Below are 20,131 nucleotides of genomic sequence, written 5' to 3'. Positions count from 1 at the left end.
GTATAAATATTATAAGTTATAATTAAATACAAGTCAATAACTTATAACTTATAAAATAATAATTTGGTGAGACAAATACTAATTAAATACCTAGTAGAATACTTTTTAATTTAAAAGTTATAAGTTTAATAATAGGTTTGATTCAGCAAGAAATGTTAGCAATATTAGAGAGAAAGAAAATGAAAAAAAAAATAGTTACAAAAATACACAATTGTAAATGCCCACATTTACAAAAGTACACATATATACTAACGACAGTAAAATTTTCTAAATAATATAGCTATCTTTCATCAATAATTTTTTTAGTACGTCTGTGACGTTCTAAGTGTAGCAAATAATCATCTTGAAGCTTCAGTAAGTCTGAATAGACTTGATCCATGGTTTTGCTGGCAGATAGAGAAAGAGAATAAATAAATGAGATAGGAAGTGTTTCAATCTTTTTGTTGCGAGTAATCCAAGAAGAAACAGTTCCTTGAGAGAAAGCGTGTAATTCACAAAATTCTTCTACAGTAATCCCTAGTTGCTTGATAATGTATGTGTTGATAGGGTGTGGATACACAAAGGTTTTTCTAGGCATGGTGGGTAATTTTCCTTTCTTGTGTTATTAATGCGTTTGCAGTAATATTGTACTAAAATCCATGCAATAAGGGAATGGTGTATCTGTTTCTTTTTGGTTGACCTACTTTAATAATATGTTATACTGAAAGTGCGAAATGATAAAAACTCGTGCGAACAGCACAAAAGCCAATCCCTACCTGCGACGAAAGGGATTGGCTTTTTTTTTTCGTTCGTTGCGACTCCGAACGTGTGGGTTAGAGACAACTTGCTTAGTTATCGTCTTTCTCTTCTAACCAGTGAGAAACTAGTTCTAAAACTAGACCAACAAAAAGAGGTGCGATAACCAATGATAAAAACTCATACACGAACAACACCACCTTTAGCGGCAAGTTGCCGTACTAATTATAACATAATCTTAAAATCTATATAAAAACAAAAAATTTTAGATTTCTTTTTTAGTATGTATACTCGTTTACATAACGAGCATTTATACTTGTCTGAATCACTCGTAACTCTACTTACAAGGCAGCCACACGAACACTGCACATAGGCAATACTAGTTGTATTATTATCTTCTTTGATTAGTTTGCCTTGGTAATCATATGTCTTCATAAAAATCTCCGTCACTGTAATATTCATCGATAAAAACATCGATGGCGCTGTTTTCTTCTGTTAATCCGGTAAACTCTATTTCTGATTTTCTCTTTTTATCTTCCCAAACCAACGTTGCCTCCGGCATGACCGCCAACCAATCCTGCCCGATTTACAGCTGTTGCTCCATCTAAAAGAGAAGAAGCATGTATCAATGCTTTAAACCCAAATTTTTGACGTATTTTGTCAATCAAAAAATCCAACTGAGTATCTACAATTTGTTCTTCAGGAACAGAAAAGAGATCTAACTGAAGAGTAGTATCCCAAACCAACTTTCCAAATGAAACGCCTAAATTACGAATGTCTATTCCAGGAACATAATTTTCTCGAAAAAGCTTTAAAACATGCTCGGTTAACACTTTTGTGTTGTTGCTGCGAGCAATTTTAAGCTGTTTTCGCCAACCAGACCTTCCTAGTCCATCAACTTGTCCTTTAGAATAGCCTACAAATACAGATACACATTCCGTTTGACAGTTTGAATTTCTCAACCTGGTTGCTACCTGGTCTGAAAGTTCCTTCAGCACTAATTCAATTTGATCCTTTCGAGCATAGTCTCTAGGTAATACTTGACTATTACCGAATGATTTTTCTTTAGCCACCTGCCTTTTTTCTCCTAAAAAACTACGATCAATGCCCCAAGCATGTGCGAACAGTTGTAATCCCATGACACCAAAGCGGTGTTTTAATAGATAGGGATCTGCATGAGCTAAATCATGAATGGATTGAATTCCTGACATCTTCAAACGAGCAGCCATTCGCTTACCAATGCCACAAAATTCCGTAATAGGGGAGATAGACCAAACTTTTTCTTGAACATCTTCATATCTCCACTCCGCTACAAAACCAGTTGTATTTTTTGCTTCATTGTCTAATGCTAATTTAGCTAGCAAAGGATTGTCTCCAATTCCAATAGTTACGTACAATCCCATGTGATTATAAATCACACGCTGTATAATTTTGGCCAACTTAAATGCTGAATCACAATTAAAATAGGAGAGAGAAGCAGTAATATCTAAAAAACTTTCATCTACACTAAAGACAGAATGATCTTCGTCGGCAACGAATCTTTTGTATAAATTATTGATTTCTTGATTCTTTTTCATATACACATTCATTCTTGGTGGTACAACTAATAAATCAGGGTGATCAGGGACTTCGTCTTTACGAGTCACATTAGAAATTCCTAGAACTTTTTTTGCCATTGGAGAAGCAGCAAGTACTAATCCACCTGCATTATCAGCCCCACTCATTACTATAAGCATTGTTTTGAGGGGATCTAAGCCACATTCTACACATTCTACGCTCGCATAAAAAGATTTTACATCGATACACAGAATGTCGCGTCTAGGTTCTTTGGAATAATCAAATTTCATACAAAAAACCACCTTTCCACTCAAAATTATACGAACTAGAGTTCGCATAATCAAGCGAACAGCGTTTATCTTTAATAGTAATTTTTTTATTATATTTCTCAAAGCAGCATAAAAAAGAACCCCACTGACTTGGTCGACAGTGGGGTGGGGACCTAAATAAAAAGAATAACATATTAATATGTTCTAATATCCATATCGAATATTGGATAAACTTGTTATTTTTTTTATTATATCTTTTTGTTTAAGTGATAATTCAGATGAATCATGCTGAATAGCTTTTGCCATTTCTATATTCAGTTGACTTAATAGAAATGGAACAGAAGCTTGTTGCTTATTTAATTTATCTTTATAGTCAATCAAAATATGTTTTAACTGAATATTTCGAGAATCATTTAACTCGTTGAGTAGTTCATTGATTAAGACAGAAACTTGCTTTCCTCTATCCTGACCTCCAGCAAACCATTTCATTTTGCTACCTCCTTAATAATTCCAACCAGCATGTCCACGGGTAGCCCAATTTGCAACTGCATTATTTCCAATAATAGTAATTGCTTTACTCCAGTCTACCCAACATTTTTGCTTATTACAATATAAACCATTTCCGTAATACGTGGCAGCTTCTGCATTTGTTCCTAATGCTGTAAAAACAATCCCAATCATCCCACAAATATCTAAAGCTTTTACTAACTTCTTTTTCATTAGTGTTCACCTCGAAAATAAGAATTTATAACGTTGGTTGGCTAAATTTTGTATACACTAAAATTAAATTATTTACATAAGATTTTATAGCCATTTAATTAAAAAATATACGGTATTGCTTCAAATCCATATCCAATATCATTATCTCTCAATTCTTTTCTACTTAAATTTTGATAATCCTTTTTTATAAAATCCATTAACTCACGAATTTCGGGTATTTTTATTCTTTGCTCTGCTTTTAACTTCGCAAGGTTTTTGTAAATGATAATAATAGATTTAGTATATTCTTCTTGTTGCAATACTTTTGCTGCTTCTAAAAGTCCATCTTTTACTTCCATATTATCAAGTGTATACGTATTATATGCTCTTGATAACAGTGTAAATAGCTTTTGATTTTTATTCTCTTCCACCTATACCACCTAACACTTTCGTAAATCCATTGACATATGCTTTTACGCCTCTATCTATAATTTCGAAACGAGCTCTGCTCCAATCTACCCAACATTTTTGCTTATTACAATACACATATTTCTACTTTTTAAAATAAATAATTTAAATTCTTATTATCTTTATTTAATTGAATTAAACAAATAATAGAAACAATTGCTATCGGCATAAACACTAAAAATACTTGTTCCCAAGATGATGCCGCAGTTCCGTTATCAGTTATTGTTGGTTGAAAATCAATTAAAAAATGTAAGAAAATAACATACTGTAACCCATTAAATCGAATTCTAATTACAGAAAAACATATACCTAAAACTGTTGCATAAAAAATTTGTTGCATGGTTGCTTCAAAAGATTGCATTGTTAAATTAGAAATATGCAATACTCCAAATAAAAAGGAAGAAGCTATTGAAGCAAAAACCAAAGAATATTTATTTTTTTTAAATATTTCTAAAAATGTCGAAAATGCTAATAATCTAACTAAAAATTCTTCAAATATAGCTGCTGCAACGGCTACCAAAAAAGAATTTACTAATAAATTTAATCCTCCACTGAAGATATCTTTAATATTTTGCGGAACATTTGTTACTATCAATAAAAATAGTATTATAATTATTCCTAATATCGTTAACCAGACACTAGTAATTCTACTAGTTAACAATGTATCATTGGTTAATTTAAAAGTTCTTACTATTAAATATGAACTCCACGCTAAAATACAATTGAATCCAAGCTGTAGAACAGATTTTAAAATAGACGAATCTTCTATTGGTATATATTCTATAACTATGTTGCTAATTAAAAAGATTGCATATATAACTACTACCATAATAATTTTAAAAAATATCGATTTCTTCATTTCTTTTTATCATACCTTTATATAAGAATTGCAGAGTTATCTAAGACAACGAAATTTTGTAGTTGTTCAGTCAAACGTAGAACTATCACTATCTAATAGGTACTTTTTCAGAATAACTATAGAATTGAGACTTATCTGTAAAATTAGCTTTATATTTACTGTTAATTCCAGCCTTTTTAGATATATCTCCCAATTCAATTAATAACTTTTCATCATTTCCTAAAAAATGAATTTTATTGTCAAATCCAACAATATAGATATAATTCACCATTTTATTTATTAATATTTCTGGATATTTTTCGCTATCTATTTTTTTATAGACTTGCAGTAAAACATCTGTAATATCTAATATAGCTTTGGTCTTATCACGCTTCATTAAACTATTATATAGTTCATGAATTATTTTTTTTGTTTCCTCAATATCAATCATTTAAATCCTTCCTCCACTAAAACTACCAAACAAATTATCTCCCCAACGTTTAACTCCTTCTGACCATGCTTGTCCCCAATTTACCCAACATTTTTGCTTATTACAATAGACACCATTTCCGTAATACGTGGCAGCTTCTACATTTGTTCCTAATGCTGTAAAACCAATTCCTATCATGCCACAAATAACTAAGCCTTTAACTAATTTCTTTTTCATGAATGTTCACTTCAAAAATAAAAATTAGAAAACGTCTTCTATATAGAAATTATAGAACTATTGGTATAGTTTTGTAAATGTTAAAACAAAAGAATTTTCCTAACATTTTTGTAAGTTGGTATTCATCAATTTTAATTATTTTTCACCTGATTATTGTACCATTTCATTCAAAACAACTATTGCCATCAATACTTTCTTTTTATAAAACAATCTTGATGTCTATATAAAAATTTTCAAATTAACAAGGAGAAATGAAACCGATGCTTATCATGCTGCTAGTTATTGTTGCTATGTATTTTTATCTGTTTCGTACACAAAAAAAACAACAAAAAGAACGACAAGATTTTTTTAACAATTTACAACCAGGAGACGCTGTTGTGACTATTGGAGGGTTACATGGAGTAATTTCTGAAATATCTTCAGATAAAAAGAAGGTAACTCTTGACTGTGAAGGCGTACTTTTCGACTTCGATCAACAATCTATACGAGCGAAAAAATAGCCTAACTCTTTCAACTGTTTTTTTGTGACCCCAATAAGGGAAGGACATTCCTGCTTCTTTTTTTGTTTGACCTCCTTAAATAATATGTTATACTATAGATGCGAAGCGAAATTAATCGAACATGAAACACCAAAAATCCCTCCTAGTGCGATAGGAGGGATTTTTTTCGCTGTTGCGACTCAGCGTTGGGATTAGAAGCAACTGCTTTGGTTATCTACTAATCGTCTAACCATCGATCAACAAGTAAGAGTACAAGACCCACTAAAAGTGGGGCGATAACCAGCGAAATTAATTTATCGAACATGAAAACGCAGAATAGGGGAACCTCCTTACAGAGATTCCCCCTTCGTAGAACGGAGCGTGCGACTTTCACCGCACTCCGCTCGCGCATTCTTAAAGCAACTTAAGTAGTTGCCCGGCCTTAGAATTTTGTAGCGCTTTTTGATTGACCGCCCGTAATCTATTTTTCCTAAGACGGAAATATTTTTCATCAAGAAAACAATTGACATTTTCACAAGGTACTGTATGGCGAACAATAGGAGTTAAGTGTATTGGATACAATATTGCTGTTTTAGAGCAAAATATTTTAACCCCGTAAAGCGTTGACCAATATCGTTTCATCATCCACGAGGATGATTTGTGCGGATGTCTACGTCTTGCCCAGTGTCGGAGATATAACCATAATTGTTTGTTTACTTCACCGAAAGCCTCACTTGAACACATTGACGAGTAATAGTTAGCCCAACCTCGCAATGTGAGGTTCAAATTTTGAATTAATAGGTCTTGGGATGAAGAATAATGCACTTTAACAACTTGTTTCAATGTTTGTTTTATTTTCTTTATAGACTTTTTCGAAGGTTGAACAATCAGCTTGTAGCGCTTATATTTCCTGAAATTCCACCCAAGGAAGTCGAATCCTTGATTGATATGAGTGATGAGAGTTTTTTCATTTGATAATGAAAGCCCACGTTCTTTCAGAAACTCATTGATCATGTTTTTTACTTCTAAGAGTATTTCTGGAGAGTCTCCAGTAACAATGAAGTCATCTGCATAACGCACAAAATTTATTTTGTGTTTGTTGTATCTGACCGCAATCGTTCCTTTTTTATTAGACCAATATTTAGATTTTATCCTTTTTTCTAAGCCGTCTAGAGTAATATTTGCCAGCGTGGGGGATATAATTCCACCTTGAGCTGTTCCCAGTGTAGTAGGGAATAGCTTTTTCTTTTCCATGTATCCACTTTTTAAAAACTTTCTCAACATGTTCTTTTCTAAGGGAATGTTATCAATTAACCATTGATGGCTGATATTATCGAAACATCCTTTTATGTCGCCTTCTAGTATCCATTGGGCTGAGTACTGTCTGGACAACACTTTGAAAACTTTTTCTCCTGCGTCTCTGGCACTTTTAAATCTCCTAAAACCATAAGAGTTAGAGTCCGAGGTGCATTCGGACACTGGCTCCAATGCTAGTAAATAAAGAGCCTGCATGGCTCGATCGAGCATACATGGAATACCCAAAGGCCTCTTTTCTTTCTTGCCAAATTTGGCAATATATATTCTTTTTACAGCTTTTGGTGAGTAATGATTAGGATTTAGTTGTTCAATTGCTTGCTTCTTCTGATAATCTGTTTTCCAGATTACCCCATCAATTCCAGCAGTATTTTTCCCTTTATTCGATATTACCTTTTTTACGGCTAATGCTTTTGCATAAAACGAATGTGTAATCAAATATTGAAGTCGTCGAACGAGTCTCCATTTTCCTTGTTGGGTGGCCTTTACAATTCTTAGTTGCAATCGTTTCACGTACTCTTCTGCCTGTTTCCAATTTATAGTTTTCCACGTTTTGTTAACGGTAGAATTGCCCATGCAAGTTGTCCTCACTTTCGTGTCGTTGAACTTTGCTTGTTAGACGATATCAGCTAGTTCATGTAATAGAATGCTCTTCGGAAGTCAGCTACCTTTCAGTATAGGACAAATTTTGAATCCTTATTTCAGCGATTACAGCTGAACCTTCGCTTTTTCCGAAATCCCTTATCCTCTGAACATTGTATATTTCTTACGAAATACCTACCCTTGGGGAGTTCATAGGACTTACCCTGTTTCAGACTACAAAATAATTGTGTGCATTTAGGTTCTACCCGTAGACCGGAGACTCTGTCCACTTTCTAACAAGGTGGAGGTTGCCTTGTAGCCTTTGTCTCATGCCATTTTGGCCGGGGTGTATCACTCACTTTTCACCCGTTCCCGTCACGGCCCAGCAGTAGTTCACTTATGTTAACCATGTGCACTTTTCCTAGCAGTATTACCAGTTGTGAGTACTGTTCTACCACATTGTCCCGGTAGCTATCACACCTAAAAATTACTTTTCACGCATGTACCGGTAGGAATATTACAAGTGGAAGTAATAGCTCCTTGTGAGCAATTTTGTAGACGACTTTTCAGGTCGCAAACCCCCTCTCGGGGCAGTTGCCTCAATAATTATAACATAAATTTGAACTCCACCTACACAGTAGTTAAACCTTCAGTAATTTATTTAACTGACCTAAGAGTGTACATCCGCTTACACCAGGAACATTCTGCAGATCACCATTTAATCATGTAAAAGCGAACGTTAAAACATCTTCATTGCATAACTATCAATCAATATTTGTGAAAATGGCTTAGAATTGCTCTCTCAAATTAACCGTATAGTTAAATTCAACCTATATTTTAAGATTCTAGTCAAAAAACAACTAAAAAACTCACTGCTCTAATCAACAGTGAGTTTTTGTGTAATACATGCTAGCTTATAATTAATTAAAATCCTGACCATCCTTTAGATGTTTGTATCAAAGTTAGTAATTCTAATAATTCACTAGGCGTTTGAAAGTTATTTCTTAGCGTGAATCCGCTAACTGTCGGTTGTAACTCTTTTTTTAAATCATAAAATACTTCTCCTGATAAAGCTTCGTTTCTTATTCTTAATAAAAGGTCATTTAAGTTTTTATATGAAGAAATTTGCGGATTCGCTAATGCATTATTTGTTAATTGAATAATCTTTTCCAACGCTTCTTTTTTCTTGATATCCATAAACTCTCCTAAAAAAACGATTGTTTAACTCCAAATACCGATAGACGCCCAGCCTCTATATTTTTGGCCCTCTTTAGTCACAAATTTTTGCAATTCAATAATTGATTTAGGCATTTCAAAATGATATCTTGCTAAATACTCACTATTAATTGTACTTAATTTATAACAGACTTCACCGATATTTGTTTCATTAGTTGTCAATCTTTTGGCACATTCAAATAACTTATCTTTTAACCCCTCATATTCATTTATTTTAGGATCATTATACGCTTTACTAAGTAAATCTAGTAATTCTTGTTGTTTATCCATTTTAAACTAATCCTTCCTATCTAGGAGCCCAAGGTCCATGTTGTACCCAACCATTAACAATAATTTTCCCAATTTCCCTTGAAGCTTTATTCCAGTCTACCCAACATTTTTGCTTATTACAATATAAACCATTTCCGTAATACGTAGCAGCTTCTACATTTGTTCCTAATGCTGTAAAACCAATCCCAATCATGCCACAAATAACTATGCCTTTAACTAATTTCTTTTTCATGAATGTTCACCTCGAAAAATAAAAATTAGAAAACGTCTTCAATATAAAAATTATAGAACTATTGGTATAGTTTTGTAAATGTTAAAACAAAAGAATTTTTCTAACATTTTTGTAAGTTGGTATCCATCATTTTTAATTGTTTTTTACCTGATTATTGTACCATTTTATTCAAAACAAATATTGCCATCAATACTTTCTTTTTATAAAATAGCCTTGATGTCTATATAAAAATTTTCAAATCAACAAGGAGAAATGAAACCGATGCTTATTATGCTGCTAGTCATTGTTGCTATGTATTTTTATCTGTTTCGTACACAAAAAAGCAACAAAAAGAACGACAAGATTTTTTGAATAATGGCGTCACTAGAACATTCGTGCAGAAAATAGCGGTAGGATTTAAAACACGAACATTTTAGTTTTATTGTGTATTTAAAGGACGCAAATGTCCATTTTTCAAGGAAGGATCATATCGAAAAGAGTATTTACCAACAAAGTTAATATGCTCAAAGAGAAGTGGTGATAATTTATTGATTTTCTCTTCTGAACAATCAAATCCTTCTACACGCATTTGGTCAATTACTCTTTCTAAATAGAGCATATTCCAATAAATAATTGCATTTGTCACAATACTAAGAGCAGTCAATTGCTCTTCCATTCCGTCAATATAGGTTTGATATAGTTTGCCCTTTTTCCCATAAAATATGTGGCGACATAATGTATGCCTTTCTTCTCCTTTATTCAGCTGTTCTAAAATCTGTCTTGCATAAATCTCATCAGAAATATAGCGCAATTGGTGCTTTGTTTTGTATACTTTTCCATATTCAATAATGGCTTTCCCTAGCTCTGTTGGTTGACCATTTCGTTGAAGTGCTTTTGTTAACTCTGTCGCATTCACTTTTCCTGACTTTAAAGAACCTGCTACTCGAAGTATTTCGTCCCAGTTTTTTTCTATTCGAGTAGTGTTGATTTTGTTTTGAGAAACTTCATTTAACATTTTATAGTCTGCAGTTAAGTCTATTCGCCAAAGTTTTGTTCCGTGATTGTTTGCAATTCGTGGGCTAAATTGGAAGCCTAACAATCCAAAAAGTCCAAATACCAAATCACTATACCCGGCTGTATCTGTCATGATTTGTTTTGATTCTAAGCCACTTGTTTGATTTAAAAAACCATCCAATAAGTACAAAGAATCACGCAATGTTCCTGGAACAACCATTCCATGAAAGCCAATATATTGATCAGAAACAAAGTTGTAAAATGTGATTCCACGACCGCGGCCAAAATATTTTGGATTACTTCTAGAATATAGGGAACGTTGTGGTGTGGTATAACGAATACCGTCGGCCGAAGCCATTTGATTATTTCCCCATACAAGAGAAATAGGAAGTTTTTTGTATGCAGAAATAATTTTTTTGTTTGTTGCTGACAGTGTATCCAATCGAACATATTGGTGATTGACGTACATTAGCCGATCATATCAGTTGTTTCAGTCGTATGTGAAGCACGAGATAAAAGCCAATCATATAGAAATTTCTGGCAATCAGAGTCTTGAAAATTTCTATACGAATAGCGCTCTTTGATCAATTGTGCATGTTGACTGATTGTCATTTTTCTAGAATAAGAATCAAATTCACGGGGATCAATAGATAATTGATTGGCCAGGTATATTATTACTTCTAACGGTATTTTTGAAAAATCAGTAAAAAAAGTTCCTAAAAATCGTACTGTCCCTAGCTGTACAGCAAACCCGAGTTTAGCAGAAGGTAATCTCATTTCATTAATAATTTCTTTATCAAAATCAGTTAACTGGAAGTATAATTGCAATTGTTCTTCCGAAGGAGCACCCACAAACGTACCAAAAATTTTTTCTTTTTTCATTTAAGCCTCCAAACTTTCCAAAAACTATAGTTTTTAGAATCTTATTTCTAGTTTTTGACTCCTTTGTCTATCAATGTTTTAAGTTTTCAAAAACTCATTATAAAAAAGTTTATAATAAACCATTGCCAAAAGAAAGAACATTCTTCATAATAAAGAAGAAATAAAACTGGAGGTTCTTGCAATGATTATTGGCTATGCTCGTGTATCAAAAGACGATCAAAATTTAGGTCGTCAAATTGATCAGTTAAAAAATTTTGGCGCAGAGAAGATTATTCAAGAAAAATATACAGGTACAAAAAGAAACCGCCCAGGAATTGAGCAGCTTCTTCAAACGATTCGAAAAGGGGACATTGTTGTAGTAGAAAGTATTTCTAGACTTGGAAGGAACACTTTGGACATTTTAAACTTAATTCAGGAATTGGATCAAAAGCAAATTCAATTTGTTTCTTTAAAAGAGAATATGAATACTTCAACACCCACGGGGAAGGCCATGTTACAAATGATGAGTGTAATCGCTGAGTTGGAACGCAACCTTTTAGCTGATCGAGTCCGCGAAGGAATCGAAGCTAGCAAAAAACGAGGTGTAGCGATTGGCCGTCCTAAAGTTCCGCAGGAGAAGTTAGATATTGCAGTTCGAATGTACAAAAGTGGCGATTATTCTGTCAAAGAAATCATTGAAACAAATCAGATATCTACAGGAACCTTTTATCGTGAAATTAATCGACTAAAATTGAGAAAGCTAAACAAAAGAACCGAACAACTAACTTAATTGCCCAGTAGTTGTTCGGTTTTCTACCGCTATTTTCTGTATGGATGTTCCAGTGACCCCAATATCGTCAAATATATTTACTGTAGTTGGAGCTTTCTCAAACAATTCCTCATTCAATTGAGAAACAAGATTTTGTCCTAAAGCACCTAAAAGTAACTCTAAGAAAGCTATAATAATTCTTCTCAAGTCATTATTGGGTTTCAATTCTAACAATTTTAAAAATGCAGAAAAATATTCTGAGTCAAATAAAGAAACTTGATCAGCTAGCTTTTTATTCAAAGCAATTTCTTGAGAATACAATTTGTCACCAATTTCAATCTCAATTTCTTGATAAAAATTTTTACGTAAAGTATATTCATCAATATCCCAATTCTCTAAAATTTTTACAATATTAGAATCAAAATTTTCTAAATATTCTAGTGTACTTTGTCTGCGATGCTCTAAACTTGAAGAAATTATTTCTTCAAAGTTACCTTTTCCAAATATACTTATTCTTTTTGATTGAAAGTTTTCAGGTAACCATTGAGTAGCAATTTGCGATTGTAAATCAACTTTAGTTAGTCGCTGCCTTAACGCTTCTCTGTCTTCTTCTTTTGATCCATCCTAACACATCCTCTTTAACAAATTATTTACAAAAATAAAGCTTTACAATTAAAATCTTATGGATGATAAATATCGAAATACTCTTCTTATTTTACCGTTCAATAATGTTTATCTTTATCAACAAAATAAAGTACTAAACCTTTTCAGTAAAGTAATAGTTACGTGGTAAAAAAATTGTTTATTCCGTCTATTAGCTACATCAGTTATTAAGCTATCTAAAGCTAACTCTTTTATTATTGTGAAAGAATTATCCATATGATTATTTTAAATAAGTACCATATGAAACAATACAAATAAATGTTCCCTATAACTCTTCTTTTTTAATTATTTCCTTAACTGTCCATAAACCAGCAAAAAAAGAAGTATCATTAAAAGTAAAAAAGCTGTAAATTTAAAAAAAATAAATATTAGATTTATTAAATTCAACTAGTTTCACCTCCTAAAAAAACAAAAAATAACGAATTACCCAAATTTCAATACTATTAATTTTCAACTGTCAGATAATTATCTTTACCACAATAATGAAAATTACTTTGAATCTATCGGTCGCCATTCAATTATTGGCTGGCTTATAATTTGTTTTTATCTTATTTAACACTTTTTGTGGAACTTCTTTTTTTTTTACTTCTTTATATGTAGTAACTTGCTTTAAATTATTGTAGATTATTTTTAAATATGCATTTTTTTTTATTGGTCTATTTAAATATGGGTGTATCGAAAAATCTATTTTTTTTTCATTTCCATTGCTATCATATCCTTTCACTTTATAGTAATATGACTTATAACCTATTCTTGAATTACATAACTCACCATTTTGGGTTACTTTTACATAATACGTTTGAGGATAAACCATATAAGCAATTCCTCCATATAATAATCCAAAAAATCCTAAAGACAACATGAACTTTTTTATGGCTAACATTCCTTTATCAGATTTAATTTACTTAAACGTTATCGTTTAGTTTTATGATAAAACAAATTTCTATTAATACACGCCATTTTTTATTTATCAAAAAAAAAAAGATGGGCTTCAAAAAAATATATATGTGGTAATTTATAAAAAGAAATGCATATATTTCATATTCCAATCAGTATTTACTCAATACATTCAACAATTAGCTAAAGAAGGTTTTTTTATGAAAGTAAAAATTTTAGTTTTTTTTTTCTCAATTCTTTTATTACTATTTGGTGCAGAACTGCTATTTAACAAAAACTTAAATAGTAATTTTAATGATTTATCTAATCCAGATAAATCAATACTTAAAGAATATAATCTCTATTGTTCTGCAAAACATGATGTCTGGGTTAACTTCAATTTAAAGAAAAGATCTATTTTAGCAATTAATGACTCTCCTTTAGGAGATATGTATCTAATAACAAATAAAAAAAATGTAAACAATATTTACACTAAAAAAATTGATTTACCTAAAAACTTTAATATAACAGTATATAGGATTTCAAAATTGAGCCCAGTGTATATTCGATATAAACTTACAAGCGGAAACTTTAGTACCACTGGAAAGAAGTATAGAGTTGGAAATATAAATGATGTCTTCTATGTCAAGTATCCCAATGATATGAAAAAAATTCAGCAAAAACGTTCTAGTAAACATTTTGTTCCATTTTTAGTTCATGAATCATTCCATTATTACATGCAACGTGATTGGCAAAATGTTTCAATACGTGGACAAACTTATTCAGATAAAGAATTAGACTTTTTAAATAAGGAATATATTTTGCTAGATAAAATAAAACAAGAATTGAATAGTTCAACTCCTAATAAAGAAAATTTAATAAATTTATCTCAAAAATATATTTCAATAATAGAACAGCGCGGTCATAATTTCTCTCTAGAAAAATTAATAGAAGAACAGATGACTGAAACTATCGAAGGAACCGCACAATATGTACAAATAAAAGCTGCTAAAATTATTAATTATGATTACGATATTTTGTATTTCTTGAATAAAACCATATCATTTTCTGAAGTTATTCCTGATATAAAAAAACAAATTGTAAATCAATCTATTATTGGATCGGATATTGTATATAGTTCTGGTGCATTACTATGCAACCTACTGGATTTTTTCGAAGTTGCTGATTGGCAAGAAACTTTAAATAAACAAACAACAAAAGATCCAGTAACTCTATATAGTCTGCTAAAAAAATTTATTGATCAACAGAGCTCGCAGTCCCAATATTAAACAAGAAGAAAGCCTCTTTAGTTATAGAGGCTTTCTTCTTGTTTAAATATCTTTTTTACTTTTAAAAAATAATATAGCTCCTGATATCATTACTAAAAACATTCCAATTTCAAAGAAGCCATTTGTAATATCCTCACCAGTTTGAGGATATTTCTTCTCTCTATTTTCTGCAGCATCCGTTGTTTTTTTAGATCGAATCCCATATTTTCCTTTTAATGTCTCTGAATCTGCTAGTTTATTTCCTTGCTCATCTTCATACCTTACAGTTACTCCCTTTCCTTCAGCTCGCTCATATACATACACAACTTCTTGTGCTTGATCACTATATACACCTTGTGCATTCTCTGGTGATTGTTTTACTTTCCAACCTTTTATTTCTTTTGCTTTTGTTGCATACCTATCTCCCAAATTACCAATTAATACTTCTGATTCTGCTAATTTGTTTCCTTGCTCATCTTCATACCTTATCGTAACGGGTTTCCCTTTGATTTTTTGATAAATAAAAGTAACTCTTTGATCTTCTTCAGTATATGTTCCTTTGGGATTACCTTCAATTTTAACTAAACTATAAAAAGGAATATCTTTATGACTAATATCATATTCCTTACCTATTGGACCTTTAAAAGTTTCTGTATCAACCAATTTATTACCTTCTATATCTTTGTAATCTACTATTATATTAGAACCATAATATTCTGAGGTGAATTTAACGTTGTCTATAAGATTTCCTATCAGATTTGTTGATCCTAATAATGATTCAAACTGAAACCGTGTTATATTCTGTCCTTTGGGAACTTTATAATATCCAGAATACACTTTCCAATTTTCATTACCTGTACTCATAATAGCTTGAGTTTCTAGTGTTCCATTTGGTGCACCAAATTTTACAGCTGCAATGTCTGTATGATCTAATCTTGCTTTATGTGCTACTTCCCAATATACATAAGAACCAGGCTTTGTTTCTACATCTTGATATAAAGCACTTGGCTCTGCAGCAATCAATTCTGCCCATTGCCTACCCGAATATGCAGTAATATTATCTAATCCATTTGATTGAATTTCAATCAACTTATCAGAAGCTGTAGTTCGCCAACCAGGAACTTTATCTTCAGTAAATTGAACATAACTATTATCAGAAATTATTGGTTCCTCAAAGTTACCATTAACTAAATTAATAGGGTTAGTTTCAATAACATCACCTTTTTTTGGTGTAACATTGTTTTCTTCCTTCCCATACACACTACTTAAGGGTAAAAGAAAAATTATAATTTGTGAACAAGCAAAAATTTTCATTATTTTTTTCTTCATTTAAATTCTCCCCACAACTTTATATAAAATTTCATAAAAGATAACAGATTAATATCATTTTTTAATGATATTAATCTGTTGTTACCAACTTTTTACTTTATCTATTTAAAACTTAACTATTCGGAGCTATTTCGTAAATTAAAGTATCTGTATACTTATAATGTTTACCTGATTCATCTCTTCGTGAAAGCTTCGCTACTCCATTTATACTAACATTACTTTTTGATAGTATACCTACTAAATTATTTGTATTATCTAGTGAATTATTTTGATATGCTATGTTATACGGTATAGAAGCATTTGTACGTGTTTCTTTGAGTTTAAAATTGTTTGCAGAAGTTACATTAACTTGTACGCTATCATTACCAGTATAATTCTGACCATCTTTATTTAAAATTTTAACACTTACATCACTACTCATTTGACTATCTGTAAAATCAATAGATTTAGGAACTGTCACATAATAATCGGGTATTTTTTGATACACATAAGTAACAATTTGAGTTGCTTCTTCGTATACTCCTATAGCATTATTTGGTTGTTTTTTTAATGTATATCCAGGAATTTCTTTTGCTTGTGTTTCGTATTTTTCTCCAATATTCCCTGTTAAAGTTTCTATTGGTGCTATTTCTTGTCCTTGTTCGTCTACATATTTAACTTTAACAAGACCCATTTTAGAAGGCTGTTTTAATCCAAAATAATTTTCTAATTCTTTAGACAACAGTTCTTCACCACTGGACGTTTCCCATGAAAATTTTGTAGTATAATTTTCAGATGGCAAATTTTGTAATGTTTTTGAATCATATTTTACATGTAAAAATACAAAACTATTTGGTTCTATTTCAACAACCTTTCCATTTTTAGTAGGAATAATGGTTGTTTGTACTGGTGTTTGACTTTTTTCAAACTCTACATCTGAATCAAGTCCCACACTTTCAATAGATATTATTGTAGGTAGAGATTTTTTATTATTATTAATTTCTAAATATAATGGAACTGGATGATTGGTTTTATTAGAAAAAGCAATTGTAGCAATATTGTTTTTAAATGTTCCTACCGCCATATCTAATCCATCTGTACTTTTTTTATATACATACGTTACTGTTTGAGTCTCTTTTGTATACGTTCCAGTCGCATTACTTGGTTTTTCTTTCAATGCATACCCAGGAATTTCTTTTGCTTGTGTTTCATATTTTTCTCCAACATTTCCTGTTAATGTTTCTGTTGGGGCTACTTCTCGTCCTTGTTCGTCTACATATTTTACTTGTACTACTCCTTGTTGACGTTTATATACATACGTTACTGTTTGAGTTTCTTCTTTATACGTTCCTGTTGCGTTACTTGGTTTTTCTTTCAATGTATATCCAGGAATTTCTTTTGCTTGTGTTTCATATTTCTCTCCAACATTTCCTGTTAATGTTTTCATTGGCGCTACTTCTCGTCCTTGTTCGTCTACATATTTTACTTGTACTACTCCTTGTTGACGTTTATATACATACGTTACTGTTTGAGTCTCTTTTGTATACGTTCCTGTTGCGTTACTTGGTTTTTCTTTCAATGTATATCCAGGAATTTCTTTTGCTTGTGTTTCATATTTCTCTCCAACATTTCCTGTTAATGTTTCCGTTGGCGCTACTTCTCGTCCTTGTTCGTCTACATATTTTACTTGTACTACTCCTTGTTGACGTTTATATACATACGTTACTGTTTGAGTCTCTTTTGTATACGTTCCAGTCGCATTACTTGGTTTTTCTTTCAATGCATACCCAGGAATTTCTTTTGCTTGTGTTTCATATTTTTCTCCAACATTTCCTGTTAATGTTTCTGTTGGGGCTACTTCTCGTCCTTGTTCGTCTACATATTTTACTTGTACTACTCCTTGTTGACGTTTATATACATACGTTACTGTTTGAGTCTCTTTTGTATACGTTCCAGTCGCATTACTTGGTTTTTCTTTCAATGCATACCCAGGAATTTCTTTTGCTTGTGTTTCATATTTTTCTCCAACATTTCCTGTTAATGTTTCTGTTGGGGCTACTTCTCGTCCTTGTTCGTCTACATATTTTACTTGTACTACTCCTTGTTGACGTTTATATACATACGTTACTGTTTGAGTTTCTTCTTTATACGTTCCTGTTGCGTTACTTGGTTTTTCTTTCAATGTATATCCAGGAATTTCTTTTGCTTGTGTTTCATATTTCTCTCCAACATTTCCTGTTAATGTTTCCGTTGGCGCTACTTCTCGTCCTTGTTCGTCTACATATTTTACTTGTACTACTCCTTGTTGACGTTTATATACATACGTTACTGTTTGAGTTTCTTCTTTATACGTTCCTGTTGCGTTACTTGGTTTTTCTTTCAATGTATATCCAGGAATTTCTTTTGCTTGTGTTTCATATTTCTCTCCAACATTTCCTGTTAATGTTTCCGTTGGCGCTACTTCTCGTCCTTGTTCGTCTACATATTTTACTTGAACTACTCCTTGTTGACGTTTATATACATACGTTACTGTTTGAGTCTCTTTTGTATACGTTCCAGTCGCATTACTTGGTTTTTCTTTCAATGCATACCCAGGAATTTCTTTTGCTTGTGTTTCATATTTTTCTCCAACATTTCCTGTTAATGTTTCTGTTGGGGCTACTTCTCGTCCTTGTTCGTCTACATATTTTACTTGTACTACTCCTTGTTGACGTTTATATACATACGTTACTGTTTGAGTCTCTTTTGTATACGTTCCTGTTGCGTTACTTGGTTTTTCTTTCAATGTATATCCAGGAATTTCTTTTGCTTGTGTTTCATATTTCTCTCCAACATTTCCTGTTAATGTTTCCGTTGGCGCTACTTCTCGTCCTTGTTCGTCTACATATTTTACTTGTACTACTCCTTGTTGACGTTTATATACATACGTTACTGTTTGAGTCTCTTTTGTATACGTTCCAGTCGCATTACTTGGTTTTTCTTTCAATGCATACCCAGGAATTTCTTTTGCTTGTGTTTCATATTTTTCTCCAACATTTCCTGTTAATGTTTCTGTTGGGGCTACTTCTCGTCCTTGTTCGTCTACATATTTTACTTGTACTACTCCTTGTTGAGGATCTCCAAAAAAGTTTTTATATGGTCCAAAAACGATAGGGTTAGCGCCATATTGGTCAAAATACATTTCTATAGTCACATAATAATCAGAAGTTATTTTGACGTGCATTCCTCCAGAGAAATCATCTTTTGTAATAGGTACAGAATTAAAATTATACATAGCTAAATGTGGTTGGAATTGTATACTACTGCTAGTGGTTGAACCAAGAAATGCATAATCTTGCCAAACTCCTGCCGCTTTAGAAGGTTTTGATAACTCACAACCATCTGTAGTTTTTACTTGAACCGACCGTACATTTAGAGTTTTACCGCCAGATACTTCTAGTTTTCCCACAACAGCCCTATCATCAACATCAGCCCCTAAAATTTCTCCTGCATAAAAGCCTGGATCAAGAATTAGTGACTTATTGTTACTTTCTTCAGAATGTAAATTATCAATAAAATCTACTGAAGGATTTATCGTTTCTTTAATTACGTCTGAGTTTAAAGATTGGCTAGAGTCTTGACTTTTAGACATTGCATAGCTAGATAATTTACCAATAGAACAAGCATTAAATATTAGAATCAATATTACAAATATTTTCAATAACTTTTTATACATGATGGTACTTTCCTCCTTTCATATACCTTATCAAAATTAAGTATATGAAACACATCCCTATGAATATAGAACCATAAACTGTATATCTATAATTATTTATTTCTCCAGTTGAAGGTAGTACTTTTTTATTTTCAATAGAGTTTTGTTTAGATATTTTTTTATACTCATTTGGAATTTGAATATTCTCAGCTCCATTAAATGTAACTTCATATTGTACTGGCACTTGATACGTTTCTGCTTCAGCAGATTGAGTTTTTATACACGCACAAAACCACACAAGAAAACATATAAATAATGAAATACTGATGATTTTAATTTTTTTTAGCATCTTA

At 31.8% G+C, this 20,131-nt stretch carries 26 protein-coding genes and 1 pseudogene; 3 read left to right on the top strand and 24 right to left on the bottom strand.

The window, feature by feature from the left end; translation table 11 throughout:
• Positions 1-280 precede the first annotated feature (280 nt).
• The 12 genes from IGJ24_RS13675 to IGJ24_RS13620 form a co-directional block, all read right to left on the bottom strand.
• Entirely contained in the window at positions 281-577 is a 297-nt protein-coding gene (locus tag IGJ24_RS13675; protein WP_236919468.1) for a type III secretion system protein PrgN, read from the bottom strand.
• Positions 578-827: 250 nt separating this feature from the next.
• The gene (locus IGJ24_RS13670; protein WP_142665832.1) at positions 828-923 is read right to left on the bottom strand and encodes a type I toxin-antitoxin system Fst family toxin; all 96 of its coding nucleotides are present in this window, start codon (positions 921-923) and stop codon (positions 828-830) included.
• Positions 924-960: 37 nt separating this feature from the next.
• The gene (locus IGJ24_RS13665) at positions 961-1,209 is read right to left on the bottom strand and encodes an excinuclease ABC subunit C (RefSeq protein ID WP_289865886.1); all 249 of its coding nucleotides are present in this window, start codon (positions 1,207-1,209) and stop codon (positions 961-963) included.
• Entirely contained in the window at positions 1,157-1,282 is a 126-nt protein-coding gene (locus IGJ24_RS13660; RefSeq protein ID WP_289854007.1) for a hypothetical protein, read from the bottom strand. The genes IGJ24_RS13665 and IGJ24_RS13660 overlap by 53 nt, the downstream gene beginning before the upstream one ends.
• Positions 1,266-2,582 (bottom strand): Y-family DNA polymerase, encoded by a 1,317-nt coding sequence (locus tag IGJ24_RS13655; RefSeq protein ID WP_289865885.1) that lies wholly within the window; start codon positions 2,580-2,582, stop codon positions 1,266-1,268. The genes IGJ24_RS13660 and IGJ24_RS13655 overlap by 17 nt, the downstream gene beginning before the upstream one ends.
• Positions 2,583-2,765: 183 nt before the next feature.
• A complete protein-coding gene (locus tag IGJ24_RS13650) occupies positions 2,766-3,050 on the bottom strand; it encodes a bacteriocin immunity protein (protein ID WP_101731859.1) in 285 nt (94 codons plus the stop codon).
• 12 nt (positions 3,051-3,062) lie between these two features.
• Entirely contained in the window at positions 3,063-3,281 is a 219-nt protein-coding gene (locus tag IGJ24_RS13645; RefSeq protein ID WP_289865884.1) for a leucocin A/sakacin P family class II bacteriocin, read from the bottom strand.
• A 98-nt stretch (positions 3,282-3,379) separates the two neighbouring features.
• Positions 3,380-3,691, bottom strand: coding sequence for a hypothetical protein (locus IGJ24_RS13640; protein WP_289865883.1), 312 nt, complete (start codon positions 3,689-3,691; stop codon positions 3,380-3,382).
• On the bottom strand, positions 3,678-3,806 hold the full coding sequence (locus IGJ24_RS13635) for a leucocin A/sakacin P family class II bacteriocin (protein ID WP_289865882.1): 129 nt from the start codon (positions 3,804-3,806) through the stop codon (positions 3,678-3,680). The genes IGJ24_RS13640 and IGJ24_RS13635 overlap by 14 nt, the downstream gene beginning before the upstream one ends.
• A 13-nt stretch (positions 3,807-3,819) precedes the next feature.
• Entirely contained in the window at positions 3,820-4,587 is a 768-nt protein-coding gene (locus IGJ24_RS13630) for a CPBP family intramembrane glutamic endopeptidase (RefSeq protein WP_242384983.1), read from the bottom strand.
• Positions 4,588-4,675: 88 nt separating this feature from the next.
• Complete coding sequence (locus IGJ24_RS13625; RefSeq protein ID WP_010709167.1) at positions 4,676-5,017, bottom strand: bacteriocin immunity protein; 342 nt, start codon at positions 5,015-5,017, stop codon at positions 4,676-4,678.
• Complete coding sequence (locus tag IGJ24_RS13620) at positions 5,018-5,233, bottom strand: leucocin A/sakacin P family class II bacteriocin (protein WP_010709166.1); 216 nt, start codon at positions 5,231-5,233, stop codon at positions 5,018-5,020.
• A gap of 251 nt (positions 5,234-5,484) precedes the next feature.
• Between IGJ24_RS13620 and yajC the strand changes: the two genes are divergently transcribed.
• The gene (gene yajC, locus IGJ24_RS13615) at positions 5,485-5,733 is read left to right on the top strand and encodes a preprotein translocase subunit YajC (RefSeq protein ID WP_289865881.1); all 249 of its coding nucleotides are present in this window, start codon (positions 5,485-5,487) and stop codon (positions 5,731-5,733) included.
• A gap of 217 nt (positions 5,734-5,950) precedes the next feature.
• Here yajC and IGJ24_RS13610 read toward each other — a convergent pair whose 3' ends face one another.
• From IGJ24_RS13610 to IGJ24_RS13580, 7 genes and pseudogenes are all read right to left on the bottom strand, one after another.
• Positions 5,951-6,037, bottom strand: coding sequence for a type I toxin-antitoxin system Fst family toxin (locus tag IGJ24_RS13610; protein WP_289865908.1), 87 nt, complete (start codon positions 6,035-6,037; stop codon positions 5,951-5,953).
• A gap of 89 nt (positions 6,038-6,126) precedes the next feature.
• On the bottom strand, positions 6,127-7,602 hold the full coding sequence (gene ltrA / locus IGJ24_RS13605) for a group II intron reverse transcriptase/maturase (protein ID WP_438775344.1): 1,476 nt from the start codon (positions 7,600-7,602) through the stop codon (positions 6,127-6,129).
• Between the two features lie 930 nt (positions 7,603-8,532).
• Entirely contained in the window at positions 8,533-8,805 is a 273-nt protein-coding gene (locus IGJ24_RS13600; protein WP_289865880.1) for a bacteriocin immunity protein, read from the bottom strand.
• A gap of 24 nt (positions 8,806-8,829) precedes the next feature.
• On the bottom strand, positions 8,830-9,114 hold the full coding sequence (locus tag IGJ24_RS13595; protein WP_057086847.1) for a bacteriocin immunity protein: 285 nt from the start codon (positions 9,112-9,114) through the stop codon (positions 8,830-8,832).
• A 16-nt stretch (positions 9,115-9,130) separates the two neighbouring features.
• Positions 9,131-9,346, bottom strand: coding sequence for a class II bacteriocin (locus IGJ24_RS13590; protein WP_289865879.1), 216 nt, complete (start codon positions 9,344-9,346; stop codon positions 9,131-9,133).
• A 418-nt stretch (positions 9,347-9,764) separates the two neighbouring features.
• A pseudogene (locus tag IGJ24_RS13585) lies at positions 9,765-10,820 on the bottom strand (transposase); the annotation flags it as partial.
• Positions 10,808-11,221, bottom strand: coding sequence for a DUF4158 domain-containing protein (locus IGJ24_RS13580; RefSeq protein ID WP_289865877.1), 414 nt, complete (start codon positions 11,219-11,221; stop codon positions 10,808-10,810). The pseudogene IGJ24_RS13585 and the gene IGJ24_RS13580, both read right to left, overlap by 13 nt.
• A 181-nt stretch (positions 11,222-11,402) precedes the next feature.
• On the opposite strand from IGJ24_RS13580, the gene IGJ24_RS13575 reads away from it, so the two are divergent.
• Positions 11,403-11,990 (top strand): recombinase family protein, encoded by a 588-nt coding sequence (locus IGJ24_RS13575; RefSeq protein ID WP_103301406.1) that lies wholly within the window; start codon positions 11,403-11,405, stop codon positions 11,988-11,990.
• Here IGJ24_RS13575 and IGJ24_RS13570 read toward each other — a convergent pair.
• Both IGJ24_RS13570 and IGJ24_RS13565 read right to left on the bottom strand, forming a co-directional pair.
• Positions 11,982-12,290: a hypothetical protein gene (locus IGJ24_RS13570; protein ID WP_242385085.1), complete on the bottom strand. Its 309-nt coding sequence runs from the start codon at positions 12,288-12,290 to the stop codon at positions 11,982-11,984. The two genes, IGJ24_RS13575 and IGJ24_RS13570, sit on opposite strands and share 9 nt — an antisense overlap.
• An 856-nt stretch (positions 12,291-13,146) precedes the next feature.
• Complete coding sequence (locus IGJ24_RS13565) at positions 13,147-13,446, bottom strand: YxeA family protein (protein WP_289865927.1); 300 nt, start codon at positions 13,444-13,446, stop codon at positions 13,147-13,149.
• Between the two features lie 283 nt (positions 13,447-13,729).
• On the opposite strand from IGJ24_RS13565, the gene IGJ24_RS13560 reads away from it, so the two are divergent.
• Positions 13,730-14,797, top strand: a complete 1,068-nt coding sequence (locus tag IGJ24_RS13560) for a hypothetical protein (RefSeq protein WP_202584633.1) — start codon at positions 13,730-13,732, stop codon at positions 14,795-14,797.
• 42 nt (positions 14,798-14,839) lie between these two features.
• Here IGJ24_RS13560 and IGJ24_RS13555 read toward each other — a convergent pair whose 3' ends face one another.
• The 3 genes from IGJ24_RS13555 to IGJ24_RS13545 form a co-directional block, all read right to left on the bottom strand.
• Complete coding sequence (locus IGJ24_RS13555) at positions 14,840-16,105, bottom strand: MucBP domain-containing protein (RefSeq protein WP_438775419.1); 1,266 nt, start codon at positions 16,103-16,105, stop codon at positions 14,840-14,842.
• Between the two features lie 112 nt (positions 16,106-16,217).
• Complete coding sequence (locus IGJ24_RS13550; RefSeq protein ID WP_438775418.1) at positions 16,218-19,799, bottom strand: MucBP domain-containing protein; 3,582 nt, start codon at positions 19,797-19,799, stop codon at positions 16,218-16,220.
• The gene (locus IGJ24_RS13545) at positions 19,792-20,127 is read right to left on the bottom strand and encodes a hypothetical protein (RefSeq protein WP_289865923.1); all 336 of its coding nucleotides are present in this window, start codon (positions 20,125-20,127) and stop codon (positions 19,792-19,794) included. Before IGJ24_RS13545 ends, IGJ24_RS13550 begins: the two co-directional genes overlap by 8 nt.
• Positions 20,128-20,131 lie beyond the last annotated feature (4 nt).

The organism is Enterococcus sp. DIV0546 (assembly GCF_051712785.1).
GTDB lineage: Bacteria > Bacillota > Bacilli > Lactobacillales > Enterococcaceae > Enterococcus > Enterococcus faecalis.
Note: the sequence above shows the minus strand (reverse complement) of the source record. Positions and strands in the feature narration are given on the sequence as shown.

Bases quoted from the DNA above. Each gene is read 5' to 3' on its own strand.
- IGJ24_RS13665 (WP_289865886.1), bottom strand. From the start codon at position 1,209: ATGTTTTTATCGATGAATATTACAGTGACGGAGATTTTTATGAAGACA.
- IGJ24_RS13600 (WP_289865880.1), bottom strand. From the start codon at position 8,805: ATGGATATCAAGAAAAAAGAAGCGTTGGAAAAGATTATTCAATTAACA.
- yajC (WP_289865881.1), top strand. From the start codon at position 5,485: ATGAAACCGATGCTTATCATGCTGCTAGTTATTGTTGCTATGTATTTT.
- IGJ24_RS13645 (WP_289865884.1), bottom strand. From the start codon at position 3,281: ATGAAAAAGAAGTTAGTAAAAGCTTTAGATATTTGTGGGATGATTGGG.
- IGJ24_RS13630 (WP_242384983.1), bottom strand. From the start codon at position 4,587: ATGAAGAAATCGATATTTTTTAAAATTATTATGGTAGTAGTTATATAT.
- IGJ24_RS13555 (WP_438775419.1), bottom strand. From the start codon at position 16,105: ATGAAGAAAAAAATAATGAAAATTTTTGCTTGTTCACAAATTATAATT.
- IGJ24_RS13655 (WP_289865885.1), bottom strand. From the start codon at position 2,582: ATGAAATTTGATTATTCCAAAGAACCTAGACGCGACATTCTGTGTATC.
- IGJ24_RS13610 (WP_289865908.1), bottom strand. From the start codon at position 6,037: ATGTTCGATAAATTAATTTCGCTGGTTATCGCCCCACTTTTAGTGGGT.
- IGJ24_RS13625 (WP_010709167.1), bottom strand. From the start codon at position 5,017: ATGATTGATATTGAGGAAACAAAAAAAATAATTCATGAACTATATAAT.
- IGJ24_RS13550 (WP_438775418.1), bottom strand. From the start codon at position 19,799: ATGTATAAAAAGTTATTGAAAATATTTGTAATATTGATTCTAATATTT.
- ltrA (WP_438775344.1), bottom strand. From the start codon at position 7,602: ATGGGCAATTCTACCGTTAACAAAACGTGGAAAACTATAAATTGGAAA.
- IGJ24_RS13590 (WP_289865879.1), bottom strand. From the start codon at position 9,346: ATGAAAAAGAAATTAGTTAAAGGCATAGTTATTTGTGGCATGATTGGG.
- IGJ24_RS13650 (WP_101731859.1), bottom strand. From the start codon at position 3,050: ATGAAATGGTTTGCTGGAGGTCAGGATAGAGGAAAGCAAGTTTCTGTC.
- IGJ24_RS13580 (WP_289865877.1), bottom strand. From the start codon at position 11,221: ATGAAAAAAGAAAAAATTTTTGGTACGTTTGTGGGTGCTCCTTCGGAA.
- IGJ24_RS13620 (WP_010709166.1), bottom strand. From the start codon at position 5,233: ATGAAAAAGAAATTAGTTAAAGGCTTAGTTATTTGTGGCATGATAGGA.
- IGJ24_RS13560 (WP_202584633.1), top strand. From the start codon at position 13,730: ATGAAAGTAAAAATTTTAGTTTTTTTTTTCTCAATTCTTTTATTACTA.
- IGJ24_RS13565 (WP_289865927.1), bottom strand. From the start codon at position 13,446: ATGGTTTATCCTCAAACGTATTATGTAAAAGTAACCCAAAATGGTGAG.
- IGJ24_RS13595 (WP_057086847.1), bottom strand. From the start codon at position 9,114: ATGGATAAACAACAAGAATTACTAGATTTACTTAGTAAAGCGTATAAT.
- IGJ24_RS13675 (WP_236919468.1), bottom strand. From the start codon at position 577: ATGCCTAGAAAAACCTTTGTGTATCCACACCCTATCAACACATACATT.
- IGJ24_RS13575 (WP_103301406.1), top strand. From the start codon at position 11,403: ATGATTATTGGCTATGCTCGTGTATCAAAAGACGATCAAAATTTAGGT.
- IGJ24_RS13545 (WP_289865923.1), bottom strand. From the start codon at position 20,127: ATGCTAAAAAAAATTAAAATCATCAGTATTTCATTATTTATATGTTTT.